Below are 24,183 nucleotides of genomic sequence, written 5' to 3' on the forward strand. Positions count from 1 at the left end.
CACGATTTCGCCACGGTTGAGACTTAGCCGTTAACGCCTGAACCGACGACGCGTCGAGGACCCGATAACCGGACGTTTACGGTTTTCGGCAACCTTGCGTTCACCATGATCCGTGCCCCGCATGCGATCGGGAGAGGGTGAGACAACGGTGGGTAAGCTTCTGCGACACGGTCAGACCACGCGTCGACGCTTCCCCGCTCCGGCGCGTCTCCGGCGCCTCGCGGTCATCGCGGCCGGCATCGGCCTCGCGGTGGTCGGCGGAACCCGTGGTACACAGGATGCCGTGGCCAACGGCGACACCCGGACCCTCTCGATCTATCACACCCACACGAAGGAAAGCCTGACCGTCACCTTCAAGCGGGATGGTCGCTACGACCGCGCCGCCCTGGAGCAGTTGAACTGGCTTCTGCGCGACTGGCGCATGGAAGAGCCGACCAAGATGGACCCGCGCCTCTTCGACACGGTGTGGGAGGCCTATCGTTCGGTGGGCTCGCAGGAGCCGATCAACGTCGTGTCGGCCTATCGCTCACCCGGCACCAACGCGATGCTGCGGCGGCGTTCGAAGATGGTGGCCGAGTACAGCCAGCACATGCTCGGCAAGGCCATGGATTTCTACCTGCCGGACGTGTCGATCGATCAGATCCGCGCCATCGGCATGCGGATGCAGCGCGGCGGCGTCGGCTGGTATCCGCGCTCTGGCTCTCCCTTCGTCCATCTCGACGTCGGCTCGGTCCGGTCCTGGCCGCGCATGACCCACGATCAGCTGGCCCGGCTGTTTCCGGATGGCAAGACCGTCCACCTGCCGAGCGACAATCGCCCCCTCCCCGGCTACGAGATGGCGCGGGCCGAAATCCTGCAGCGGGGCGGCACCGTGCTCGGCGTCACCGAAGTGGCGCAGATGGACGAGGATGACGGCCCGAGCATCAAGGGCTTCTTCGCCAGCCTGTTCGGCGGTGGCCGCACGCAGGAGACCGCGCCGCCGGTCCAGGTTGCCGCCAAGGCCTCCGACCGGACGTCCGAGCGAATGAGGGCGAAGCCCTCCCCCGTCGTCGTCGCGAGCGCCGACCCCGAGGATGCGGTCGGGGCTCGCGCCGCCCTCGCCTACGCGGCGCCCGCCGCCGACGAGACCCTCAACGGCGCCCTCCTCCGTCGCGACGGACGCGACGCCCAGAGCCTGCTGACTGCCGAAGCGCCGAATGCGGCTGCCTCCGAACCCGCGAAGGCCACTATCGTCCTGCCGCTGCCGCCCCGGCGTCCGGCGGAGTTCGCGGCCGTCACCGCGGCCCTGACCATGCCGCTGCCGCCGTCGCGGCCGGCCGTCCAGGTGGCGAGCCTCGGTGCCGTCGGGATGGCCAACCTGACGTCCTCGTCCACGCCGAGCCGCTCCGCGGCAATCCCGGTGCCGGCCAACGCCGATTCGCGCACCCAACTTCGCGCCCTGTTCGCGGCCGCCGCTTCCGACGCGGAGCCCGCCAGCCGCGCGGCGCCGGTCAGGCTTGCGAACGCGAAGGCCAAGCTCGACGGCGCGCCCGGTGCGGTCGTGGCGCGGCCGGCCGGTGTCGCCACCCGCTTCTCGGTTCGCAGCCCCGGCGACGACCTCGCCGCGACCCGCTTCACCGGGTCCTCGACCCGAGGCGTTCCCGGCACCCGCTGACCGGGTCCGGTCCGCGATCGGACGATCGGGACGGGCGGAGTTCGCTCCGTCCCTGTCCCGCCCGGGCATGTGGAACGGTCGGCGCCGCGTGCCGTGGTCGGCGCCGGACAGTCTTTCGCCATGCCGTTCTGGTGTTATCCGGTGGGAATACGGGAGATCCCCGTGTGTATCCGTCTCGGCGAGGCGATCTGTCCTGATGGCGGCCGGACACGCCGCGATGGACGTGAGCAACGGCATCGACACCGGACCTTGGGCGTCGGACCCGTGTCCTGACCGTTCCTGATCTCGAGTCCGCCAGCCTCCCGCGGATGAAGCAGCGCTTGGCGCTTCGACAAGTCTTGATCCGAACGACTGCGATTTATCGGGCTCCAGCGCCGCGCAGAATTGGAGAGATCCGGCGCTATACGTAGTTTCCGGACGGGGGGAACGCCCCCGCATCACCCATATGGTGTATGACGCCGCCCCGCTGGCTCGGGACAAGGTGTGAATCCCTCACATCGGGAGGATTTGGCAACCGTCTTTCGCGAGATGGCGTTGCAGGCGGTGCGGAGGACCAGGGATCGTGATGTTTTCGATCAGCGCGACGTGCCTGCTGGCGGGGATCGTCCTCGCGCTGGTCGCGCAAAGCTACCCGCGCCGCCGGGTCGCCCTCGAATGGGCCGGCGGCACGCTCCTGATCGCGGGGCTGGGCCTGCTCGGCGCCGGTCTGCGCCTGTTCCGCTGACGGTCCCGGCTCAGACCATCCCGAGCGCCTGCATGTACAGCTCCAGGATCGCCTCTTCCTCCTGGCGCTCGGCATGGTCCTTCTTGCGCAGGGAGATGATCTTGCGCAGGGCCTTGGTGTCGAAGCCGGTGCCCTTGGCCTCGGCGTAGACGTCCTTGATATCGGAGGCGAGGCCGGCCTTCTCCTCCTCGAGGCGCTCGATGCGCTCGATGAAGCTCTTCAGCTGGTCGGCGGCGACGGAGGAGGCGTCGACGGCGGGTGCGGCGGATGCGGCCATGGTGGTTTCAAGTCCCTGACATGCGAGGCGCGGTGCGGGGCGCCGGAACCGCCTCGATAAGCCGTCAAGCTTACCGGGACCTTAGTGCGGCTCGGCCGCCGCCTTGGCGAAGGCCGCCTGTTGCTCCGGGGACGCGTCCGACTGGTACAGCCGCTTCCACTCGGCGAACGGCATGCCGTAGACCGCCTCCCGGCTCTCGTCCTTGCTCATCGGCAGGTCCTTGGCCTCGGCCGCGTCCTTGAGCCAGTTCGACAGGCAGTTGCGGCAGAACCCGGCCATGTTCATCAGGTCGATGTTCTGCACGTCGGTCCGGGCCTGCAGATGGGCCACGAGGCGCCGGAACACGGCGGCCTCGAGTTCGGTGCGGGTGGCGGCGTCGATCTCGGTCATGGTGCGCTGTCTCCGTTTGTCGGCTTGAGGTCGGGCGGCCCGGCCCCGCCGTCAAGCGGCGATCGGCAGCATCGGCCGGAGCAGGCGCGCGAAGCGGGTCGCCCATTCGGCCTGTCCCGCCTCGCCGACGATGAGATCCTGGCGGATCTCCACCAGGGCGTTCGGCAGCCCGCGCGCCATGGCGTGACGGTCGATGGTGTCGCCGGGCAGGCCGCCGCCATAGGGCTCGTTGTCGCCCACCGTCAGCCCCGCCGGATCGGCGCGCAGGCCCGCGATCAGGGGCGCGCTCATGCGGTCGTCCCGGTCCCACAAGATGCCGACCTCCCAGGGCCGGGGCACGCCGCGCCAATAGGGCGTGAAGCTGTGGATGGTGACGATGGCCGGGCGCCTGCCGGTGGCCTCGGCCTCGGCGATGCCGGCGTCGATCGCTTCGTCGAAGGGCGCGTAGAAGCGCCGGATGCGCTCGGCCTTGCCGTCCTCGTCGATGCGGGCATTGCCCGGCACCACCGCCCCGTCGGAGAGGCGCATCACCAGGGTCGGGTCGGCCCGGCCCCGGTTCGGATCGATGATCAGGCGCGAGAACCGGGTCAGGATCGCCGGCACGCCGAGATCCGCCGCCAGCCGGCGCGTCACTGCGGCGGCGCCGATGTCGTAGGCGATGTGGCGGGCGAATTCGTGCTCCGGCACCCCGAGCTGGTCGAGGTCGGCCGGAACGTGGTTGGAGGCATGGTCGCAGATCAGGAGCAGGCCCCGGGCGGGATCGCCCGGGATGGTCTCGACGGGATGCGGTGGCTGCATGGGAAGGCAGGGTCCGGTTGAGCGCGGGCGGCGGCGTTGGAACGAACGGCACCGGTTTCGCCGGCGGGAAGCAAGGCCCCGGCCGCATCGCGGGGGATGCGCCGTCACGCACGGCTTACCCGTCATGCGTGGCTTGCCGAGGCGGCGAGCGTCGGGCACAGCACGTATCGCGGATCGCGCCGCGACGGCAACAATCCGGCACCATGCCGGGGGCACAACAATCCGGAGGACAACCACCGGGCCGCCTTCGCGATCGACCACCGGAATACGGAAACGCCATGACCGACTCCAACTCGACCGACTCCAATTCGACCGGCTCCAACTCGACCGAGACCGCCCGCGCCCTACTCCTGCATTGCCTCGATGAGGCGATCGCCGCCGCCCACCCGGCGCGCTGCCTCGTGCCGCACCTGCCGGCGCCCGGCCAGGGCCGCCTCATCATCCTGGGTGCTGGCAAGGCCGGCGGCAGCATGGCGGCCGTCGCGAGCCGGTTCTACCGGGAGGAGCACGGCGTCGATCCGAGCCGCATCGTCGGCCTTGCGGTCGCCCGCCACGGCTACGGCGAGGAGGCGCCGATGATCCGCATGGTCGAGGCCGGACACCCGGTGCCGGACCAGGCCGGCATCGACGCCACCATCGACACCCTGAAGATCGCCGCCGACGCGGGGCCGGACGACGACGTGCTGGTGCTGCTCTCGGGCGGCGGCTCGGCCAACTGGATCGCCCCGGCCGGCGACCTGACGCTCACCGAGAAGCAGGCCATCACCAAGGCCCTGCTGCGCTCGGGCGCGCCGATCAACGAGATCAATTGCGTGCGCAAGCACCTGTCGCGGATCAAGGGCGGCCGGCTCGCCATGATGGCGCGCAACGCCCGCTCGATCCTGACGCTCGCCGTCTCCGACGTGCCGCACGACGACCCGGCGGTGATCGCCTCCGGCCCGACCGTACCCGACCCGTCCACTCTGGCCGATGCCCGCGCGATCTGCGAGCGGCGCGGCATCCCCCTGCCGGAGACCGCCAAGGCGCTCCTCAACGATCCCCTCAACGAGACTCCGAAGGCCGGCGACCCCGCCTTCGTCCGGGCCGAGTACCGCATCATCGCCCGGCCGATCGACGCCCTGGAGGCCGCGGCGGCCGCGGCGGCCGCGGCCGGCTACGAGCCGGTGATGCTCGGACCCGACGTCGAGGGCGAGGCCCGCGAGGTCGCGGCCGAGCACGCCGGCATGGCCCGCGAGATGGCGGCGGCCGGGCGCAAGGTCGCCATCATCTCGGGCGGCGAACTGACGGTCACGATCAAGGGCGAAGGCCATGGCGGCCCGAACCAGGAATACGCCCTGGCGCTCGCCCTGGCGCTCGACGGCGCCCCCGGCATCCTCGGCATCGCCGCCGACACCGACGGCACCGATGGCGGCCGTGGCGAGGCGACCGATCCGGCCGGCGGCCTGGTCGACCCGACCACGCTGGCCCGCGCCCGCGCCGCCGGGCTCGATCCCGCCGCGATGCTGGCCGACAACGATTCGACGAAGTTCTTCGCCACCATCGGCGACCTCGTTCAGCCGGGTCCGACACGCACCAATGTCAACGATTGCCGCATCATCCTCGTTGGCTAGGTGCGCCGGCGGGCGGTCCCGGGTCTTCGATGGGTCCACGGTCACCTCGGGTCCCCTCTCCTGGACGGAGAGGGGCAGGGTGAGGCGTATGGATTCTCCGGACACGACCCACGCCTCACCCCAGCCCTCTCCTTCCAGGAGAGGGAGCGGCGTCGCGGCGTCGTCCGGCGGGGTCCTGCCCTGGGTTGCCGCGCTTCGGGCTGGAAACGGCGACCAACGCGGCGGACAGCTGGCCCGGCTCGCCCGCGCGGTCGCTGGCACGGTCGCCGTCACGTGCCTTGCGGCGATCCTCGTGCCGGTGCCGGCCCGCGCCGACCTGCGCATGTGCAACCAGACCGCCAGCAAGGTCGGGATCGCGCTCGGCTACCGCGACCCGCAGGGCTGGGTGACGGAGGGCTGGTGGGACGTCGCGCCCAAGGTCTGCGAGACGCTTGTGAAGGGAGCCCTCGCGGCGCGGTTCTACTACGTCTACGCGGTCGACTACACGCGCGGCGGCGAGTGGAGCGGTCGCTCGCTGATGTGCACCAAGGACCGTGAGTTCACGATCCGCGGCGTCGAGGATTGTCTCGCCCGGGGTCTCGACCGCAACGGCTTCTACGAGGTCGACACCGGCGAGCAGAAGAGCTGGACCATCCAGCTCACCGACCCCAACCAGCCGGTGACGCCGACGCCGTGACAGGCAGCCAAAGCCCGTGTCGTAACGGCGAGCCCCCGGAACGGACGTTCCGGCTCGGGCCACCGGCGCCCTCCCGGCGGCGATAAGCCCCCGTCCAGCTCCACCCTGAGAGGTTCGCCGGGCCGGGGGATCGTTCTCACCGGCTCGCGGGCCGGCTCAGGGCTCGCTCGCCATGGTTCGCCCTCAGGCTGTCGCCCGCTTCTCGACGACGGTCGTGTTGACAGTGTCGGCGGGCTCGTACAGCCACCGGGCCATGGCGCCGGCCGCGATCGCACCTGCGATCGGCGCGAGCCAGAACAGCCACAACTGCATCACGGCCTCGCCGCCCGCGAACAGCGCGGGTCCGGTGCTGCGGGCCGGGTTGACCGAGGTGTTGGTCACCGGGATCGAAATCAGGTGGATGAGGACGAGAGCAAACCCGATGGGGATGCCGGCAAAGCCCGTGGCGGCGCCCTTCGAGGTCGTGCCGACAATGATGAAGAGGAAGAAGAACGTCGTCAGGAATTCGATGATCAGGCAGGCGGCGAGACCGTACTTGCCGGGGCTGAGATCACCGTAGCCGTTCGAGGCGAACCCGTTCGGGACCCAGCCGGCCTTGCCCGACGCGATCACGTAGAGGACGCCGGCCGCGACGACGGCGCCGATCACCTGGGCGACGATATAGGGCAGCACGTGCCGGTTCGCGCAGCGGTGGGCCGACCAGAGTCCGAGGGTCACGGCCGGGTTGAAGTGCCCGCCCGAGATGTGCCCGACCGCATAGGCCATGGTCAGCACGGTGAGGCCGAAGGCGAAGGCCACCCCAAGGAAGCCGATGCCGAGTTCCGGGAAAGCAGCCGACAGAACGGCGGCGCCACAGCCGCCGAAGGTGAGCCAGAAGGTGCCGAAGAACTCGGCGGTCGCGCGCCGCATGGTATCGTGATCCATCCTGAAACCTTTCGCTGCAAGAGTCCGCGAAGTGCTCGCGATCGGTCAGGACTGAAGATTTCAGTCGGCAAAGCGCGAGTTCGAGTTATCGACGACGGCATCGGCCGAAACGCCTTGCGCGAAGGTTGCATGTGCCCGTTGAGGTGGCAATTGTCGCTGCTGTGAATATTTTGGCAGCCGATCGCTGCCGTGCCTGATTATTGGGCTGATATGCTCGACGGATCATGAGCAAAGCGTCGCAGTCAAAATGTACTGGTCATTTTAAGCCCAGCTCACAGCTTCGCCGATCAGCATGGTTTTCGGGAAACGCCGGCGGGTATGAGCACAGCCGATACTGAGACGAATCAAGCTGAAAGGATGCCGAATCTTGCAATCGTGCGGCCGATGTCGGGACCTGAAGTCCGATACCATCCCGGTCCGTTCCGGCAAGACCGCGCGTCGAAGTCCTCGTTTCAGCAGTCCGGCTGTCGTGAATCCGGGCGCGGAGGGCCGCGCAGAACGTCGAATGTCCATCCACAAAAATATTGACAATATTCCTATTTCGTGCTTTCCTGCCGCCACTCGCCTCCCCCCGACGGGAGGCCCTTCGGCGGACCGGGTCGAGGGGTTTGGGAGGACGAGACGGCGCCCGCGCCGATGGCCCGGTTTCGCCATCGCCCCGGGCAGCGCCGCGCGACGCAGGGTGTCTCGGCGCGGGTTGGGCCTCTTCAGGCCGGACCCGCAAACCTGGGGCACCTCCAGACAACGGACGACCCGCCCACTACGAGGCGGGTACGGGGCCGTGGGCCATGATCAGCCGGCCGCCAGGGGCCGCCGCCTTCCAATAGGGGGCGACGGACCGTGGAGGAGGGCCGCCATAAGCCGAGTCGCCGACGCCGTAGAGGACGCCGTGACGTGACAGGTTCGACCCTTCGGGGCCGCGCCCAGGGACGCCGGGAGACCGGCTTCGTTTTCCCTTCGTGGTTTCGCGGCGTCCCGCGTCTCCCGCGTCGGTGAAACCCCGCGCCGGGATCGGCGGCGGGGCCGCGCGCGCATGCCGGCAGCGCATCGCGACCCCCTGGACGGGGGTCGGGGGCGGCCCGGCGTTCTTGACGCGCCGGCCCCATCGGTGCTTGTGGCCCTTCGCTCAACGCCGGTCGTCCGAAACCGGCGAGGCCTGATTTCGGGGATGGAGACCACAGTGAAACGCTCACGCCGCACCAAGATCATCGCGACCCTGGGTCCCGCCTCCGATACGCCGGAGATGATCGAGAAGCTGTTTCGCGCCGGCGCGGACGTCTTCCGCCTCAACATGAGCCATTTGCCCCGGGAAAAGCTGCCCGAGAAGATCGAGGTGATCCGCACGATCGAGCGGGAGCTGAAGCACCCGATCGCGATCCTGGTCGATCTCCAGGGACCGAAGCTGCGCGTGGCGGCCTTCGCCGAGGGTGCGGCGATGCTGGCGAACGGCGCCACCTTCGTGCTCGACAGCGACCCGACCCCCGGCGACGTGTCGCGGGTGTTCCTGCCCCATCCGGAGATCCTCTCCGCACTGGAGCCGGGCCACGTGGTCATCATCGACGACGGCAAGCTGCGGCTGACCGTAACGGAGGTGTCCGAGGGCCGCGCCGTGACCCGCGTCGAGGTCGGCGGCCGGATCTCGAACCGCAAGGGCGTCTCTCTCCCCGACACCGTGATCCCGGTCGCCGCCATGACCGAGAAGGACCGCGGCGACCTTGAAGCCGGCCTCGCGGCGGGCGCCGACTGGATCGCCGTCTCGTTCGTGCAGCGTCCCGAGGACGTGGCCGAGGTGAAGAAGGTCGCGGCCGGCCGGGCGCTCATCATGGCCAAGATCGAGAAGCCGCAGGCCCTGACCCGGCTCGAGGAGATCATCGAGATCTCCGACGGCCTGATGGTGGCGCGCGGCGATCTCGGCGTCGAGATGCCCCTGGAGCAGGTGCCCGGCGTGCAGAAGCGCATCACCCGCGCCTCGCGCCGTATGGGCAAGCCGGTCGTGGTCGCGACCCAGATGCTCGAATCGATGATCACCGCCCCGGTGCCGACCCGCGCCGAGGTCTCCGACGTCGCCACCGCCGTCTACGAGGGGGCCGACGCGGTGATGCTCTCGGCCGAGAGCGCATCGGGTTCGTTCCCCATCGAGGCGATCTCGATGATGAGCCGGATCGCCGAGCAGGTCGAGCGCGACGCCCTGTACTGGACCATCCTGACGGCCCAGCGCTCGGAGCCCGACGCCACCGCCTCGGACGCGATCGCGGCGGCGGCGCACCAGATGGTCGACGCCCTCAACCTTACGGCGATCATGGCCTGGACGCATTCCGGCTCGACCGCCCTGCGTCTCGCGCGCTCGCGGCCCAATGCGACGATCATCGCGCTGACCCCGAAGCGCGAGACGGCCCGGCGCCTCGCCCTGTGCTGGGGCACGCACCCGATCGTCACCAAGGACGCCAGCGACGTGGACGACATGGCGTTCCGCGCCGCCAAGTTCGCGGTGCGCGAAAACTTCGCCGAGATCGGCGGCCGCATCATCGTGGTGGCGGGCGTGCCGTTCGGGACGCCGGGCGCCACCAATCTGGTGCGTATCGCCTTCGTGACCCGCGAGCACGCCGCCAAGGCGTGAGGTTCGCGACGGAGCCGCGCCGCCGGTTCGTTGCGGCGGCGCGGCTCAGTGGGTGGTGACGGATTCGGAGAGGCGGACCACCTCGTCGACGACTGCCTCCGTGGCCACCGCATGGACCATATGGCCGACGCCGGCCAGCTCCACGAGCCGTGCGCCCGGGATGAGCCTGGCCAGCGGACGGGCATGCCGCTCGGCCGGGACGATGGCGTCGCGGTCGCCGGTGACGATCACGGTCGGTACCGCGATGCGCCCGTAGGCGGCGCTCTGCTGCTGGAGCGCGGCCGGCAGCGCCATCAGGTCCTGGACATTGGCCAGCATCGTCGCCGGTCGCAGGACGAGGGCGGCGCGGCTGGCCTCCAGGTAGTCCGGCGGCGCGCTCTGCGGCTTGAACACCGATTGCCCGGCCGGTCCCAAGTAATAGAGACCGACCGGCGTGGCGACGGTCCGGCTCAGCAGCCACGTCACCGGCGGGACCAGGGCGAGGCGGTAGTACCAGGGGATCGGCCCCATCTCGGGCAGCGGCATCACCGCCGGCGACACCAGGACGAGCCCCGAAACGCGATCCGGATGATCGAGGGCCAGGGCGGTCGCCAGCGCTCCGGACCAGGAATGGCCGAGCACGAGGGCGGGGCCGATGCCGAGATTCGCCAGCGCCTCCGCGATCACGGCGGCCTGCGCCCGCGGCGTCGCCAGGGCGCTGCCGCCAGGGCGGTCGCTCCAGCCGAAGCCCGGCCGGTCGAGGGCCACCACCCGGAACCCCTCGGCGGCGAGGCGCCGGCCGAGATCTGTCATCGGATCGGCCGCATTGGCCGAGGCCCCGTGCAGCAGCACCACGGTGCCCCGCGCCGAGGGATTCGGGCCGGCCTGGATCGTGGCGATGCGGCCGCCCGTCACCGCCACGAAGGGGCCAGCCGGCGGATAGCGCGCATCGATGCGCGCCGAGATCAGCAGGGTGATGCCGGCCGCGATCAGCGCCAGCACGAGGCCGCCGGCCAGGAGACCGGCGATCAGCTTGAGGAGGAACATGGGGGCTACAGGTCGCGACCGTCGACGTCGGGCGCCAAGCGGTCGATGGCGGTCTGGAGCCGGTCCATGCGGGGATAAAGGGCCGATGCCCGCCGGAATGCCTCCAGGGCACGGCCCTTGTCATCGAGGCTCTGGTAGATCCGCCCCAGGGCCGCCCAGGCCTCGAAGTGGCGCGGCTCCAGAACGAGCGTACGCTGGAGGTCGGCGATGGCCGCCGACGGATCGGACAGCATCCAGAACACTGTCGCGCGCCGATTCCAGCCCTCGGACCAGCCGGGCTCCAGGGTCGTCGCCCGGTCCATCAGCTCGATCGCCAGCGGAAGATCCTGGCCGGACATCGCCTGCCGGGCCCGCTCCGTGAGAAGGTCGGCAGTGGCGCTGCCGGACCGGCCCAGCCGCTGCTCGATCAGGCGGGCGACGCCCTTGGCCTCGGCATCGTCGCCGGCGGCCTTCAGGCGAGCATAGAGGTCGTCCAGGGAAAGCGGCTGGCTCTTCTCCGGCTTCGCCGCCTCCCGGACCGGAGCCGCCCGGACGAGCGGCACGGAGAGAACGCAGAAAGCCGCGACAAGCGCGGCTCTCAGGCAGGATCGGGCGGGATCGTGTGGCGACATGGGCGGAGCTTCCTCGCCCCGCATCGCCACGTCAACGTGCGCGCTTGCCGCGTCCCGTCGGGGGCGGCAGCGAACCCTTCAGCCCTGACGGGCCTTGAAGCGCTTCTGCGTCTTGTTGATGATGTAGACACGGCCCTTGCGACGCACGATCTGGTTGTCGCGATGACGGCCGCGGAGGGACTTGAGGGAGTTGCGAATCTTCATCGGTCTCACGTCGGTCGAGCGATCAGCCCGCCGCCTGTCCATAGGGTCTCGGGAACGAGGCACCTGACGGCGGCCTCGGCGATGTGTCGATGCATCGCGGAAAGGCGGTTGCCTTATCAGGATTCGCGCCGGCAAGGCAAGGCTCCTGGGGCGCTTCCGCCGCATCTCCGCGCTTGTAGCGCTCGATTGGGCTGTCAGGGAAACCAGATCCGTCCGTCACTTGCACTTCGAAAGGCCGGGACGCTCGCCCGCTGCGGATGACCATCGTCAAGCCTTTCGATTTCGGGTTTCGCGAAAACGTGAAGGGAGAGCCGTTTCCCGCGCAGTCAAACCGGCATTGCCCGAGAAACACTATCCATCTGTAAAGAGTCTCGGCCCTATAGAATTCGAGCGCGAGCCGATCGCGGAGATGGGGCTTTGACGACCGACATGGAGCATTCGGAGCAGGCTCAGGACGCGCCGGTACCGCGCCGCGAGGAGCGCAGCCCGACCAATTGGATCGCCACCATCCGGTTCCGGGACGGGACCGAGATTCCCTGCACCGTCAAGGACGTCTCGAAATCCGGCGCCCGGATCTGCATCGGGGCCAAGCAGGACCTTCCACCGGTCTTCATGCTGCGGATCATCGGCCGGGATTTTCTGTGCCTCGTCCGGGTCGCCTGGCGGCGGGGCGACTATGTCGGGGTCCGCATCGAGCGCGTCGGCAAGGTTCCTTCCGCAGCCGCCGCAACAGCCCCTGTTGCTCAGCCTGTCCCGGTGACGTCCGAACCGACGACACAGGCAGCCGTTCCCGATGGCGGCGGGCTCGGCGTTCCGTCCCGCAAGCGCGGGATTTCGGCTTTCTAAGCTCCGAGCCCGCCTGAGTTACACCTGTCTCCCTCTGGCGTCAGACCCTCCTGCGCAAGGGCGGTTCAAAGCGAAAAACCCCGCCTGCCAGAGCAGGACGGGGTTTCCTCGTTCGACATAAGTGGAGCGGATCAGGCCGCGGTGCGGTTGCGAGCTTCGCGCTTGGTGTCCACACCCGAAGCTTTGATCTCGGACAGCTTCTGGGCGACGTTGCGCGAGAACACGAACTCGGCCGGGCGCTGGTTCTCGAGGCTGACTTCGGGCGCCATGTCGCCCTCGGTCTTGATGCCACGGATGGCATGGATCAGCGGCTTCCAAGGCTTCTTCACGGAATCGACCACCGACGAGGCCTCGTAACCGGAATGGACCATGCAGTCGGCGCACTTTTCATAGTTGCCGGTGCCGTAGGAATCCCAGTCGGTCTCCTCCATCAGCTCCTTGAAGGTCGCCGCATATCCCTCGCCGAGCAGATAGCAGGGTTTCTGCCATCCGAACACGGTCCGGGTCGGGTTGCCCCACGGGGTGCAATGATAGGTCTGGTTGCCGGCCAGGAAGTCGAGGAACAGACCCGACTGCTGGAAGGTCCACTTCTCGCGACCCTTCTCCTTGCCGTGCCGGAACACACCGCGGAACAGCTCCTTGGTCGCCTTGCGGTTCAGGAAGTGCTTCTGGTCGGGCGCGCGCTCGTAGGCATAGCCCGGCGAGACCGTGATGCCATCGATGCCCATCTTCGTGACGCTATCGAAGAAGTTGGCGATCTTGTCGGCCGACGAGTTGTTGAAGAAGGTGCAGTTGATGGTGACCCGGAAGCCCATCTCCTTCGCCTTGGCGATGGCCGCCACGGCCTTGTCGTAGACGCCACGCTGGCACACCGACTGGTCGTGCATCTCCTTGTCGCCATCGAGATGGATCGACCAGGTGAAGTACGGGCTGGGCTTATACTCCTTGATCTTCTTCTCAAGGAGGAGCGCGTTGGTGCAGACGATGGCAAATTTCTTCTGGGCGATGATGCCCTCGACGATCTGCGGCAGATCCTTGTGCAGCAGGGGCTCGCCACCAGCGATCACCACCACGGGTGCACCGCACTCGCGCACGGATTCAAGAGCGTCGGCCACCGGCAGGCGCTTGTTCAGAATCTCGTCCGGGTAATCGATCTTCCCGCAACCGGCGCAGGCAAGATTGCAGCGGAACAGCGGCTCCATCATCATCACGAGCGGATAGCGCTTGCGACCGGTGAGGTGCTGTTTCAGAATGTAGCCGCCGATCTTCGCGACGTACCGGATAGGGATGCCCAAGACGCGGCTCCTTGTTGTTGGCCCCGATGTATCGGGCTGCTTAGCGTGAAAAAAGGCCAAATTCCAGCAAGCTAGCTTGGAACCATCCCGAAAGGCCCCGAAACGGCGCCGTTCCGACAAGTTCGGCGGCAGCTGAAACTATCCGGCCACAGAATGCAGCACTCTCGTGCCGAAGCGCGCCATGACGGACCGCCTATAACCCGATCGGATGCCCATATTCCTATTCGAAAGCCGCATGCCAGAGCCCCAGCTTGGCCGTGGGGAAAGCGCATTAGCTGCCCGTATCCAGACGCGGTACGCGACGAAGATGCGGTGCGAGATCGCACAAAAGGTCCCAAGCCGGAACGCTCGCCTTGTTTGCGTTGCATTCCTGCCGTTGGGTCGATAGGTGAACCGGCCATTCACGCAATGTCGTCAATGTCATGCGATTCGGTTGATCAGTGCCTTTCCGGGAGCCCCGCTTGGGTTTCCTAGGGGCGCTGGAAGCTGAGATTCGGGATTCGCGGCGACTGGTGATAACCGGCGGCATCGAACAGATCGATTCCCCTTGTGCAGCCGCGTCGGCCGCAGCGCCGGTAGTCGGCGTGCTTGCATCGGAATGAGATCGCTGAAGCAGGTAGGACACTCGTGATCGAACGGCTCGTCGCGTTTTCCGTCCAGCGTCGCTGGTTGGTCATAGCTCTCGTCGCACTCATTACCGTTGCCAGCGCCGGTGCGGCCGCTCATCTCTTCAAGATCAATACCGATGTCGAGCGGTTGATCGACAAGGATGTCCCCTGGCGTCAGGACGAGATCAACTATGAAGCTGCGTTCCCGCAGCGGACCGGTACCCTGGTGGCCGTCATCGACGGCAAGACGCCGGAGGAGGCCGAGGAGGCGGCGGCCGAGTTCGCGGCGGCGATCGCCAGACATAAGACCATGATCGAGTCGGTCTACCGTCCGGACGGCGGTGCCTTCTACGAGAAGAACGGTTTCCTGCTGATGTCGCAGGAAGAGCTGACCAAGACCACGGAGCAACTCGTCCAGCAGCAGGGCCTCCTCGGGCCTTTGGCGGCCGACCCGTCTCTTCGCGGCATCATGCGCGTTCTCGGCCTTGGCGCCCGCGGCATCAAGAGTGGCGATGCCAAGCTCGAGGATCTCGAGCTGCCGATGACCCAGATCGACGCCACCGTGCGCAAGGTCCTGGCCGGCGAGCCGGCGCGCATGTCCTGGCAGACGCTGCTTTCCAACGGACAGACGCAGAGCACAGATCTGCGCAAGTTCGTGATGATCCAGCCCGTCTTGGACTACAACGCGCTACAACCCGGCGCCCACGCGACAGAGGCGGTGCGCAAGGTCGCGTCGGAACTCAAGATCAATACCCTTGGCGGCCCTGAATTCGCCGACCGTCCACGCATGCGTCTGACCGGCCCCGTCGCAGTGGCTGACGACGAGTTCGCCACCCTCTCAGAGGACGCTTTGCTGAACTATAGCGTCACGGTCGGTGCGATCGTGCTGTTCCTGTGGCTTGCACTCCGCTCGGCCCCGCTGATCGGCGCGGTCCTGATCACCACCTTCGCTGGCCTCATCGTGACTGCGGGTTTCGGCCTGCTGATGGTCGGCGAACTCAACCCGATCTCGGTCGCCTTCGCGGCGCTCTTCGTGGGCCTCGGCATCGATTTCGGTATCCAGTTCGCCGTGCGCTACCGTGCTGATCGGTTCGAGCAGCCTGACCTCCTCTCCGCCATGCGGGCGGCAGCTCGGGGCGTCGGCTGGTCTCTGACCCTGGCGGCCATCTCGCTCATCGCCGGCTTCTTCGCTTTTCTGCCGACTGCCTTCCGCGGCGTCTCGGAGCTCGGCCTCATCGCCGGCGTCGGCATGATCGTCGCCTACCTGTTCAGCCTCACCCTGCTGCCGGCCCTCATCGCGGTTTTCAAGCCGAAGGGCGAGCGCGAGCCGGTAGAGACCGCTTGGCTCGCGGGCGTCGATCCGTGGATCATCCGCAACCGAAAGCCGATCCTGATCGGCGTCGGATTGATTACGCTCGCGGGCATCCCGCTGCTGTTCAAGCTGCCCTTCGATTCCAACCCGATGCATCTGCGCAGCCCGAAAGTGGAATCGATCTCGACCTATCTCGACCTGATCAAGGACCCGGCCACGAGCCCGAACATCATCGACGTCATGGCACCCTCGGTGGCCGCGGTGCCGGCGCTTGCGGAGAAGCTGCTGAAGTTGAAATCCGTGGCGAAGGTCATCGACATCGACACCTTCGTGCCGCCGGACCAGGACCAGAAGCTGGCCATTATCGCTGAGACCGCACAGTTGCTGGGGCCGGTCCTGAATCCCGGCCGCAAGCCGCCGCCGCCGACCGATGCCGACAACGTCAAGGCGATGAAGGAGGCGGTGACGGCCCTGCGCGGTATCGCGGCGGGCTCCACGGCTCCGGGCGCCAAGGCAGCGGGCGAGCTTGCGACCGATCTCGACAAACTGGCAGCTGCTCCGGTCGCGACTCGCGAGGCGGCGAGCGTTGCTCTAACGACGGATCTGAAGACCCTGCTCTCGCGTCTGTCCGGCCTCCTGAACCCGGAGAAGATCACCCTCGACAACCTTCCGCCTAAGTTGAAGGCCGAATGGATCGCCGCAGACGGACGTTCACGCATCGAAGTACATCCAAGCGGGGACGCCAACGACAACCAGGTGCTGCGGAACTTCGCCAAGGACGTGCAGAGCGTCGCGCCGCATGCCACCGGCGCGCCGGTAGCCACGACGTCGTCGAGCTACACGATCCTGGGCGCCTTCCTGCAGGCGGCGATCACCGCACTCGTCCTGATCTTCATCATCCTGTCGGTGGCGCTCCGGAAGCCATGGGACGTTGCGATGACCCTCGGGCCGCTGGTGCTGGCAACCCTCTGGACGCTCATGGCCCTGCATATCGTCGGGATGCCGCTGAACTTCGCCAACATTATCGCGATGCCGCTGATGCTGGCGGTCGGCGTGGCCTTCCACATCTACTACGTCATCGCTTGGCGGGCAGGCGTCACCGACATGCTGGCCTCCAGCCTGACGCGAGCGATCTTCTTCTCGGCGCTGACCACCGGTACTGCGTTCGGCTCACTGGTGCTCTCCAGCCATCCGGGCACGGCCAGCATGGGCAAGCTTCTCGCGCTGTCCCTGTTCTTCACCCTGGTGGCAGCCTTCTTCGTGGTTCCGGCGTTCCTCGGGCCGCCGCCGAAGCATCCCGGCCCGAAGCGTCCCGAGGGCGATGCCGCTCTACCGCCCGTAACCCGGGCCAAGGCCGCGGAAACGGTCGCGGCCAAGTAGGCCGCGCGGAAATTCCATAAGACGAAGAATGGGCGCGGGTCCCCTCCGCGCCCATTCTTCGTTCGCCACCAGTCCTGATCCGTCCTCAGGCGAGAAAGTCTGAGAATCCCCCTCTTACGAATCTGGCGGCCGCCGCGAGGCTCTCGGGGGCGACGAGCGCATCACGCTCCGCCACATAGGCATAACCCGGCGCCTCGCCGGGAAACCCGCTCCCCGTGGCAGGGTGAGTGTAGAGTTCGGTCAATCCGTCTGGCAGATGCGCCAGCAGCCCCTGCACTCGGGCTGGCGTCATCGCCCCGGACCAGGCGAGTCCGAGTGTCCTGTCCGGAATCAGGAGGCCTGCATGACGCGCCCGTACGGCCAGCAAGGCCGCCCAGGGTGCTGTGTCGAGGGCCGGCTTCGGATTTGCGCCCGGCTCTGCCGCCCGCAGGACAGCGCGGGTCTCGCGCGGAACTCGGATCGCCCGCATGCCATGACGACGGCCCGCTGCGAGCACCAGACCGGCAATGATCGGGTGCACGTGGAAATGCTTGTGGGCGTTGACGTGGTCCAGGGGTAGGCCGATCGCGCGGAAGGCCTGGAACTGTGCTTCGATTTCAGCCGAGAGTTGGCGCCGCACCGAGGCCTTGAGGGCTAGGTCGAGGCCGAGTCGCTCCATGTCGCTACGGATCAGACCGTCCGGGGTGACGAGATCGGGAATACGCTCAGGCGGCAGGGTCGGCCAAGCCTCCACCATCACCAAGTGAAGACCGATGCGCAGGGAGGGCAGACGCCGAGCCCGAGCCACGGCGTCATCGGCGGCCGGGGCAGATACCATCAGGCTTGCAGCGGTGAGGATGCCGTCACGATGCGCTTGCTCCACCGCCTCATTGATCTGAAGGCTCAGGCCAAAATCATCGGCGGTAACGACCAAGCGCTTCACAGGACGACTCCGGGTAACGGGAGGCGGGACCCTCCCCCTAAGGTAGGGGCTGTAGCCCCACGACGCGAAACGGCCGGGCTTTCCAGCCCGGCCGCCTCATTGTGTCTGGGTATCGAATCGAACCTGCGTCGAGCTCAGGCTGCAGCGCTGGTCTGACGGTCCTTGAGGAAGCGGTAGAACTCCACACCCTCGCGTAAACGGCGCTTCATCATGTCGGGCGAACGGACCATCTCGGAAACGATCGAGGCGATCTTCGGAGCGCGGAAGTAGAACTTCCGGTAGAACTCCTCGACAGCCGCGAAGATTTCGGAATGTGACAGGTGCGGGTAGTGCAGCGGTGCGATCTGCACGCCGTTCTCGTCGACGAGTTCCGCGTTTGCGACGTCCAGCCAGCCGTTCTCCACCGCCTGCTTGTACAGGAAAGTGCCGGGATACGGTGCCGCCAGCGAGGCCTGAATCGTGTGCGGATTGATGCGCTTGGCGAACGCGATCGTCTCCTGGATCGTCTCCCGGGTTTCGCCCGGGAGGCCGACGATGAAAGTGCCATGGATGGCGATGCCGAGATCGTGGCAATCCTTGGTGAAGCGCTCGGCGACCTCGACGCGCATACCCTTCTTGATGTTGTTCAGGATCTGCTGGTTGCCGGACTCGTAGCCGACGAGCAGCAGGCGCAGGCCATTGTCCTTGAGCACCTTCAGGGTATCGCGCGGAACGTTGGCCTTGGCGTTGCACGACCAAGTCACACCGAGCTTGCCCAGTTCGCGGGCGATTTCTTCGGCGCGCGGCAGGTTATCGGTGAAGGTGTCGTCGTCAAAGAAGAACTCCTTGGTCTGGGGAAACTCCTTCAGGCAGTACTTGATCTCCTCGATCACGTGCGCGACCGAGCGGGTGCGGTAGGTATGACCGCCGACCGTCTGCGGCCAAAGGCAGAAGGTGCAGCGCGACTTGCAGCCACGGCCCGAGTAGAACGAGATATAGGGGTGCTTCAGGTACCCGATGAAGTACTTCTCCATCTGGAGATCGCGCTTATACACGCTCGTGACGAACGGCAGTTGATCCATGTCAGTCATGATTTCGCGGTCCTCGTTATGGACCACGTTGCCATTGGCATCGCGATAGGACAGCCCCTTGATCTCGGACATCGGAGTGCCGTCAGCGACTTCCTTGACGGTGAAGTCGAACTCATTGCGGGCACAGAAATCGACCACCGGGGCCTGGGCCATCGCGCCAGCGGCATCGACCGCGACCTTGGCGCCGATCAGGCCGGCGATGAGCTTCGGGTTCTCGGCCTTGAGGGCTTCAATCGTCTTCACGTCCGACTTGAAGGACGGAACCGAGGTATGCAGCACAACCAGGTCGAAATCATGCGCTTGGGCCACGATCTCGCTCAGCTTGATGTTGTGCGGCGGGGCATCGATCAGCTTCGAGTTCGGCACCAGGGCGGCAGGCTGGGCCAACCAGGTCGGGTACCAGAACGACTTGATCTCGCGTTTGGCTTGATAGCGGGAACCGGCACCGCCATCGAAGCCGTCGAAAGTGGGAGCCTGCAGGAAGAGGGTGCGCATGGGGTTCAAGGCCTCAGCGAGAACAGGGGACAGTTGAATGGGAGAATAAACGGAAGGTCAGAGTGACGATGCACCAGCATCGCGCCCAAGCGTCGTCTCGGGGATCAAGGTACCGTCCGCAACCACGCGATAATCATGGCCCTTCCATGTCACAGCACCGGAGACGAAGCTCCAGGTGAAGTTCATGAAGGATAGGATGTCGCGAATCGGCAACAGCCAGTAGGGATGCGGAGCAAGGCCGAAGGCCCGCTCTAGGCGGACGCACAGGATGATCCGGCACGCGAGGGCGAAGGCCGCCACGGCCAGGGCGGTGGTTCCAGCATCCGGGATCAAAGCTCCGATCAGGGCGAGCGGAAAGGCATGGGTTACGAACGATCCGGCATAGCCAGCAGGATCGACGTTGCGGATGGTGCGGTTCCAGCGAAGCTCATGGCTCCACAGGCTCGCCAAATCCGTGTCGACGCAGGTGTGCCCAATGGTGAAGCTCGGGATTGCAACGACCCCGCCCTTGGCGCGCAACGCTTCGCCGATGGCATAGTCGTCGGCGAGGTCGTCGCGGAAGGCTTCGAAGCCGCCGATCTCGCCAAGTGCCCTGGTGGAGAAGGCAATGGTGGATCCAAAGCAAGGCTGTGCGAGGCCGAGCGATGTGCCCATCACCACGTTGGGCAAGAACTGCACGTCGATGGCGAGAGCCGAGAGATGGGCCCAGATCCCCCGATGCGCAGGGACCCCATGATACAGGCAAGTCACCCCGTTCACGCCCGGCTGCCTCAGCTCACCGACGATCCGGCCGAGGTAGTCGGGCTTCACCACCATGTCGCTGTCGGCAAGAACCACAATCTCGTGGGAGATTCGGGTCGACATGTTGATGAGGTTCGAAACCTTTCGGTTCGAACCGTGCTGGCGCGCGTCGATGACAAGATCGAGCCGAAGCGCCGGATAGGCGGCCTGCAGACGACGGACGACGGCGATCGCCGGATCGGCGGCGTTCTGAACGCCAAAAATCACCTGCACGGGCGCGGCATAGGCCTGCTGGCAGAAAGTCTCGAGATTCTCGTACAGGTTTGGCTCGATTCCGCAGAGCGGCTTCAAGATCGTGACGGACGGCGCCCCATCACCCAGGGCCGGCGCTGCCTTGCGGGCAAAACGCCCGGCTAAGGCAGCGGCAGTCAGTCCGTACACGCAACCGACCAGGGCGATCAGCGGCAGGAGATGCGAGAGCCAAGTCAGGTCCATCAGGGGCATCGCTCGGTCACGGGGCTCGTGAGAGTGCCGCGAAGTCGAGCGGCGCGAATCGTTTGTCGTACGGGAGGAACAAAGTCCGGGCGTCTCTGTCGCAACTCTAAGGCGCTGGTTTGACGGCGAGCATGCCGGCGGTACGATCCCGCATGAAGGTGAGAAGGCCCTCCGCCCCGCCGGTCTTCAGCGGCTCCGTGAAGCTGCCGCGAAGGCTCGCGACCTCGCTGACATTGCCGTTGAGATAGACGTCCTGCACCCGGTTTTCCGGGCCGACCAGGAAATCCACCTGCGAGGTATCGCCGTCCTTGTTGGCGACCTCGGTCTGAACCACGCGGTTCGGACCGCGCGCTTCGCTTTGCGGCTTCACGCTGAACTTGCCACCGGAGGCTTGCGCGAGGCGGGTGGCGTAGGTCGCGGTGAAGTAGCGTCCGAACGCGTCTGTGAGGGCACCCTGTTGTTCGGGTGTGAAGGTCTTCCACTTGGCCCCGGTGGCCAGACGGATCATCGCCGGAAAGTCGAAGGCTTCGCCCAGGGTCGGGCCGATGGTCCCCGCACGGGCTCCGACATCCTTCGGCGCGTTCTTCAGGGCGCTTTCGAAGGTCGCGTAGACCTTGCCGATCGACGTCGCGGCCGGATCGTCGGTCGCATGGGCGGCCGAGCCGAGGAGCAAGTGGGCCGCGACGAGGCTCGCGACAGCAACGCGTTTCAGGCGCACTTCTTGAGTTCTCCGAGCTTGGGTTCGGTGCGGGGCCGTCCACCCAAATCATTGGCAAGCACTGGGACGAGGAGGTCATGCCGCAAGCCAGGCTCGCTCTGGGGCTCCGGTGCCATAATCGGATCGGGCTTCGATCCCTCAAGAGCATGCCAGGCGAAGAGACCAGGCACCCCAACGAGCAAGTCCGCCAAGCGCTTGACCAGGGACAGCGCCAGCGCCGCCTCGGCCGGGATTCCGAAGATCGCGCACAGGGCGATGAGGCCGCCTTCCTGGGCGCCGAGGGCACCCGGCACCGCGAAGGCAGCGCCACGGACCGCCTGGGCCAGGCTCTCGATCACCACCGCCTCGACGATGCTGACAGGGTAGCCCATGAAGTGGAGGGCCACGTAGACCTCGACGGTGCCGATGAACCAGCCGATGAGGTGAATGCCGAGACCACCGGCGACACGGCCGCGATGGCCGTAAAGTCGTTTGAGGCTGTCGTAGAGTACGTCGATAGCGCCGAGCGCGCGCCATTCGCGCGAGCCGGCGAACCGGCTGACCAAGGCCTGGATCACCTTGTGACCGCTTCGGCGCTGGATGAGATAGAAGGCACCGAGGGCGGGAGCAGCTAGGGCAAGGCCGCCGGTCACGGTCCGGACGATCGGGCCATCCCCCGCGATCCAGGCGAGGAGAACGACGCCCGCCACGGTGAAGAGGAATTGAGTTACCGCCTGGGTCATCAGGTCGACGAACATGCTGGCACCGGCGATGCCGCCGGGGACGCCGCGCTTGGTCAGGAGACGGGCACCGACGAAGTCGCCGCCGACCTGGGCGACCGGCAGCAACGTGTTGATACCCTCGCGCACGAAGCGCAGCGTGAGGCAGTCCCGCAGTGTCGGGCGCGTCGCCTTCGGGAAGATCACGAACCAGCCGAGACCGGCCCAGGCTACGGCAAAACCTCGGGCGACAACCACGATCAGCGCGCCCCAACCGGCGCTGACGACCGCGGCCGCCACGTCTTCCAGGCCAGAGGACAGGAACAGGCCGACGACTGTGCACAGACCGGCGATCAGGGCCAATGTCGTGAGACGCTTCATGGGCCCCTTTCGGCCTGCAGTGCAGCGGATCACAACGAGATTCCGCCGTGTTTCCGACCGCAAAAAACCGCCGGAAACGTTGAATGTCTTCGGAAGTTGCAGCTTTGAGAACCGTTGTCTATCACCCGAGAGACACAGTCGGGACCAAAGCGGCGCAGGGCGAAAAGCCCGAGAATCAGCCGTCCGGGCGGACAGGGGAACGGGATCAGATGGACCGCGAATCACAGATGACGGCCGACGAGGTCGTGCGCGACGACGCGCAGATGGAGCGCTACGCCGGCGGCGGCTTCGGCGCCACGCGTGCGCCCGCTGCAAGTTCCCCGGTGATGGCCTGGAACGAATGGGATCCGCTGGAAGAGGTCATCGTCGGAAGTCTGGACGGTGCGACCATTCCGACACACCACTTGACCGTGATCTTCAACCTGCCGCGGGCTGCTCAGCCGTTTTACAGGTTCGCCTCGGGCTTCCGCTATCCGAAGTTCATGAAGAAGCTCGCCCAGAAGGAGCTCGACAACTTCATCTCGATTCTGGCCGGCGAAGGAGTGAAGATCCGCCGTCCGGACCCGATCGATTTCTCGCGCAAGTTCAAGGCCCCCCAATGGTCCTCCCGCGGCTTCTGCGTCGCCTGCCCTCGTGATCCGTACCTCGTCATCGGCGACGAGATCATCGAGAGCCCGATGTGCTGGCGCTCGCGCTACTTCGAGGGCGATGCCTACCGGTCGCTGTTTAAGGAATACTTCCGCAATGGCGCGCGCTGGACCTCAGCCCCGCGTCCGCAGCTCACCGACGATCTGTACAACTACGACTACCGGGTGCCGAACCTCAAAGGCGGCGAGCCGATGCAGTTCACCGTCAACGAGTTCGAGCCGGTCTTCGACGCGGCTGACTTCGTGCGGTGCGGCCGCGACCTGTTCGTGACCCGCTCGAACGTGACCAACCTGATGGGTATCGAGTGGCTACGGCGCCACCTCGGTCCGGGCTTCCGGGTGCACGAGATTGAGAGCCGTTGCCCGCAACCCATGCACATCGACTCATCCTTTATGCCGCTGGCCCCCGGCAAGGTGCTGGTCAATCCGGACTACATCGACGTCGAGAAGCTGCCGGCCGTGCTCAAGAAGTGGGACGTGCTGATCGCGCCGCGCCCCGACCCAGTCGAGGGCTTCATGAGCAAGATCTCCATGTGCTCGCCCTGGACCTCGATCAACGTGCTGGCGCTGGACGAGAAAAAGATCGTCGTGGATGCGAGTCAGCCGACGCTGATCAAGGCGCTCAAGGACTGGGGCTTCGACCCGATCCCGGCGCCGTTCCTGTCCTATGGACCGTTCGGCGGCTCGTTCCACTGTGCCACCCTCGACGTTCGCCGTCGCGGCACTCTGAAGTCGTACTTCTAGGTCGAAATCGATTGAGTTTCGGCTGCAGGGGGCGCGTTCAGCGCCCCCTTTTTTCGTATCCGGGACCGGCTTACCTGGCCGTCGCGTAGAGGGAAGCGCCGGCCGAGACCGGCGCGGTGACGGTAGAGAAGACGGAGAGGACCTTCTGGACCTCGGTGAAGGGGGCGTTGGAGACGTAGACGAGATCGCGATTGCGCATGCGGAAGGCCTGGGTCAGGAATAGGCTGTTGGGGTCGCGCATGTTGATGCGGTAGACCACCGGCACCAGGGGCGTGCCCAGCAGCGGGCTGCCCGGCTTGAGGCGGCGCACCACCGCGGCC

The 24,183-nt window shown here is 66.7% G+C and carries 21 protein-coding genes and 1 pseudogene; 8 read left to right on the plus strand and 14 right to left on the minus strand.

Features of this window, described 5'->3' with window-relative positions; genetic code table 11:
• Window positions 1-148 precede the first annotated feature (148 nt).
• Together ASF60_RS04220 and ASF60_RS24255 are read left to right on the plus strand one after the other, a co-directional pair.
• On the plus strand, window positions 149-1,654 hold the full coding sequence (locus tag ASF60_RS04220) for a DUF882 domain-containing protein (RefSeq protein ID WP_056180854.1): 1,506 nt from the start codon (window positions 149-151) through the stop codon (window positions 1,652-1,654).
• Between the two features lie 562 nt (window positions 1,655-2,216).
• Window positions 2,217-2,378: a hypothetical protein gene (locus ASF60_RS24255; protein ID WP_156633846.1), complete on the plus strand. Its 162-nt coding sequence runs from the start codon at window positions 2,217-2,219 to the stop codon at window positions 2,376-2,378.
• Between the two features lie 10 nt (window positions 2,379-2,388).
• On the opposite strand, the gene ASF60_RS04225 is transcribed toward ASF60_RS24255, so the two are convergent.
• The 3 genes from ASF60_RS04225 to ASF60_RS04235 form a co-directional block, all read right to left on the minus strand.
• On the minus strand, window positions 2,389-2,655 hold the full coding sequence (locus ASF60_RS04225; protein WP_056180857.1) for a DUF2312 domain-containing protein: 267 nt from the start codon (window positions 2,653-2,655) through the stop codon (window positions 2,389-2,391).
• 81 nt (window positions 2,656-2,736) lie between these two features.
• Window positions 2,737-3,045, minus strand: a complete 309-nt coding sequence (locus ASF60_RS04230) for a DUF1244 domain-containing protein (protein ID WP_056180861.1) — start codon at window positions 3,043-3,045, stop codon at window positions 2,737-2,739.
• A 51-nt stretch (window positions 3,046-3,096) separates the two neighbouring features.
• Complete coding sequence (locus ASF60_RS04235; RefSeq protein ID WP_056180864.1) at window positions 3,097-3,843, minus strand: N-formylglutamate amidohydrolase; 747 nt, start codon at window positions 3,841-3,843, stop codon at window positions 3,097-3,099.
• Between the two features lie 278 nt (window positions 3,844-4,121).
• On the opposite strand from ASF60_RS04235, the gene ASF60_RS04240 reads away from it, so the two are divergent.
• Window positions 4,122-5,453 carry a glycerate kinase type-2 family protein gene (locus tag ASF60_RS04240; RefSeq protein WP_056180867.1) on the plus strand — a complete coding sequence of 444 codons (1,332 nt, stop codon included), beginning with the start codon at window positions 4,122-4,124 and terminating at the stop codon, window positions 5,451-5,453.
• 229 nt (window positions 5,454-5,682) lie between these two features.
• Window positions 5,683-6,129 carry a DUF1036 domain-containing protein gene (locus ASF60_RS04245; RefSeq protein ID WP_056180951.1) on the plus strand — a complete coding sequence of 149 codons (447 nt, stop codon included), beginning with the start codon at window positions 5,683-5,685 and terminating at the stop codon, window positions 6,127-6,129.
• Between the two features lie 183 nt (window positions 6,130-6,312).
• On the opposite strand, the gene aqpZ is transcribed toward ASF60_RS04245, so the two are convergent.
• Window positions 6,313-7,053 (minus strand): aquaporin Z, encoded by a 741-nt coding sequence (gene aqpZ / locus ASF60_RS04250; protein ID WP_056180871.1) that lies wholly within the window; start codon window positions 7,051-7,053, stop codon window positions 6,313-6,315.
• A gap of 1,180 nt (window positions 7,054-8,233) precedes the next feature.
• Here aqpZ and pyk point away from each other — a divergent pair.
• Window positions 8,234-9,670, plus strand: coding sequence for a pyruvate kinase (pyk, locus tag ASF60_RS04255; RefSeq protein ID WP_056180953.1), 1,437 nt, complete (start codon window positions 8,234-8,236; stop codon window positions 9,668-9,670).
• Window positions 9,671-9,715: 45 nt separating this feature from the next.
• Here pyk and ASF60_RS04260 read toward each other — a convergent pair whose 3' ends face one another.
• The 3 genes from ASF60_RS04260 to ykgO all read right to left on the minus strand — a co-directional run bounded on the left by ASF60_RS04260 (window position 9,716) and on the right by ykgO (window position 11,511).
• A complete protein-coding gene (locus ASF60_RS04260) occupies window positions 9,716-10,696 on the minus strand; it encodes an alpha/beta fold hydrolase (protein WP_056180873.1) in 981 nt (326 codons plus the stop codon).
• Window positions 10,697-10,701: 5 nt separating this feature from the next.
• Window positions 10,702-11,307 (minus strand): tetratricopeptide repeat protein, encoded by a 606-nt coding sequence (locus tag ASF60_RS04265; protein ID WP_156633848.1) that lies wholly within the window; start codon window positions 11,305-11,307, stop codon window positions 10,702-10,704.
• Window positions 11,308-11,385: 78 nt separating this feature from the next.
• Window positions 11,386-11,511, minus strand: coding sequence for a type B 50S ribosomal protein L36 (ykgO, locus tag ASF60_RS04270; RefSeq protein ID WP_055886195.1), 126 nt, complete (start codon window positions 11,509-11,511; stop codon window positions 11,386-11,388).
• Window positions 11,512-11,928: 417 nt separating this feature from the next.
• On the opposite strand from ykgO, the gene ASF60_RS04275 reads away from it, so the two are divergent.
• The gene (locus ASF60_RS04275; RefSeq protein ID WP_244478321.1) at window positions 11,929-12,357 is read left to right on the plus strand and encodes a PilZ domain-containing protein; all 429 of its coding nucleotides are present in this window, start codon (window positions 11,929-11,931) and stop codon (window positions 12,355-12,357) included.
• Between the two features lie 131 nt (window positions 12,358-12,488).
• Here the strand turns inward: ASF60_RS04275 and hpnH are convergent, their stop codons facing one another.
• On the minus strand, window positions 12,489-13,652 hold the full coding sequence (gene hpnH, locus ASF60_RS04280) for an adenosyl-hopene transferase HpnH (RefSeq protein WP_056180880.1): 1,164 nt from the start codon (window positions 13,650-13,652) through the stop codon (window positions 12,489-12,491).
• A gap of 627 nt (window positions 13,653-14,279) precedes the next feature.
• On the opposite strand from hpnH, the gene ASF60_RS04285 reads away from it, so the two are divergent.
• A complete protein-coding gene (locus ASF60_RS04285; protein ID WP_056180883.1) occupies window positions 14,280-16,952 on the plus strand; it encodes an MMPL family transporter in 2,673 nt (890 codons plus the stop codon).
• Between the two features lie 85 nt (window positions 16,953-17,037).
• Here the strand turns inward: ASF60_RS04285 and hpnK are convergent, their stop codons facing one another.
• From hpnK to ASF60_RS04310, 5 genes are all read right to left on the minus strand, one after another.
• Entirely contained in the window at window positions 17,038-17,874 is an 837-nt protein-coding gene (hpnK, locus tag ASF60_RS04290; RefSeq protein WP_056180886.1) for a hopanoid biosynthesis-associated protein HpnK, read from the minus strand.
• Between the two features lie 134 nt (window positions 17,875-18,008).
• On the minus strand, window positions 18,009-19,439 hold the full coding sequence (gene hpnJ / locus ASF60_RS04295; protein WP_056180889.1) for a hopanoid biosynthesis associated radical SAM protein HpnJ: 1,431 nt from the start codon (window positions 19,437-19,439) through the stop codon (window positions 18,009-18,011).
• A gap of 57 nt (window positions 19,440-19,496) precedes the next feature.
• Window positions 19,497-20,675, minus strand: a complete 1,179-nt coding sequence (gene hpnI, locus ASF60_RS04300) for a bacteriohopanetetrol glucosamine biosynthesis glycosyltransferase HpnI (RefSeq protein WP_443136726.1) — start codon at window positions 20,673-20,675, stop codon at window positions 19,497-19,499.
• A 106-nt stretch (window positions 20,676-20,781) separates the two neighbouring features.
• Window positions 20,782-21,393: an MlaC/ttg2D family ABC transporter substrate-binding protein gene (locus tag ASF60_RS04305; protein ID WP_056180894.1), complete on the minus strand. Its 612-nt coding sequence runs from the start codon at window positions 21,391-21,393 to the stop codon at window positions 20,782-20,784.
• Complete coding sequence (locus ASF60_RS04310) at window positions 21,384-22,472, minus strand: flippase-like domain-containing protein (RefSeq protein ID WP_082507741.1); 1,089 nt, start codon at window positions 22,470-22,472, stop codon at window positions 21,384-21,386. Before ASF60_RS04310 ends, ASF60_RS04305 begins: the two co-directional genes overlap by 10 nt.
• Before the next feature lie 209 nt (window positions 22,473-22,681).
• Between ASF60_RS04310 and ASF60_RS04315 the strand changes: the two genes are divergently transcribed.
• Window positions 22,682-23,863, plus strand: coding sequence for a hypothetical protein (locus ASF60_RS04315; RefSeq protein WP_056180897.1), 1,182 nt, complete (start codon window positions 22,682-22,684; stop codon window positions 23,861-23,863).
• A gap of 70 nt (window positions 23,864-23,933) precedes the next feature.
• Here ASF60_RS04315 and ASF60_RS04320 read toward each other — a convergent pair.
• Window positions 23,934-24,183: pseudogene (locus ASF60_RS04320) on the minus strand (polysaccharide biosynthesis/export family protein); the annotation flags it as partial.

Origin of the sequence: Methylobacterium sp. Leaf113, from assembly GCF_001423325.1 — a bacterium.
Classification (GTDB): Bacteria; Pseudomonadota; Alphaproteobacteria; order Rhizobiales; family Beijerinckiaceae; genus Methylobacterium.

Excerpts from the sequence above, each read along its gene's own strand:
- ASF60_RS04225 (WP_056180857.1), bottom strand. The coding sequence starts at position 2,655 with ATGGCCGCATCCGCCGCACCCGCCGTCGACGCCTCCTCCGTCGCCGCC.
- ASF60_RS04230 (WP_056180861.1), bottom strand. The coding sequence starts at position 3,045 with ATGACCGAGATCGACGCCGCCACCCGCACCGAACTCGAGGCCGCCGTG.
- ASF60_RS04235 (WP_056180864.1), bottom strand. The coding sequence starts at position 3,843 with ATGCAGCCACCGCATCCCGTCGAGACCATCCCGGGCGATCCCGCCCGG.
- ASF60_RS04240 (WP_056180867.1), top strand. The coding sequence starts at position 4,122 with ATGACCGACTCCAACTCGACCGACTCCAATTCGACCGGCTCCAACTCG.
- aqpZ (WP_056180871.1), bottom strand. The coding sequence starts at position 7,053 with ATGGATCACGATACCATGCGGCGCGCGACCGCCGAGTTCTTCGGCACC.
- ASF60_RS04260 (WP_056180873.1), bottom strand. The coding sequence starts at position 10,696 with ATGTTCCTCCTCAAGCTGATCGCCGGTCTCCTGGCCGGCGGCCTCGTG.
- ASF60_RS04265 (WP_156633848.1), bottom strand. The coding sequence starts at position 11,307 with ATGTCGCCACACGATCCCGCCCGATCCTGCCTGAGAGCCGCGCTTGTC.
- ykgO (WP_055886195.1), bottom strand. The coding sequence starts at position 11,511 with ATGAAGATTCGCAACTCCCTCAAGTCCCTCCGCGGCCGTCATCGCGAC.
- hpnJ (WP_056180889.1), bottom strand. The coding sequence starts at position 19,439 with ATGCGCACCCTCTTCCTGCAGGCTCCCACTTTCGACGGCTTCGATGGC.
- hpnI (WP_443136726.1), bottom strand. The coding sequence starts at position 20,675 with ATGGACCTGACTTGGCTCTCGCATCTCCTGCCGCTGATCGCCCTGGTC.
- ASF60_RS04310 (WP_082507741.1), bottom strand. The coding sequence starts at position 22,472 with ATGAAGCGTCTCACGACATTGGCCCTGATCGCCGGTCTGTGCACAGTC.
- ASF60_RS04315 (WP_056180897.1), top strand. The coding sequence starts at position 22,682 with ATGGACCGCGAATCACAGATGACGGCCGACGAGGTCGTGCGCGACGAC.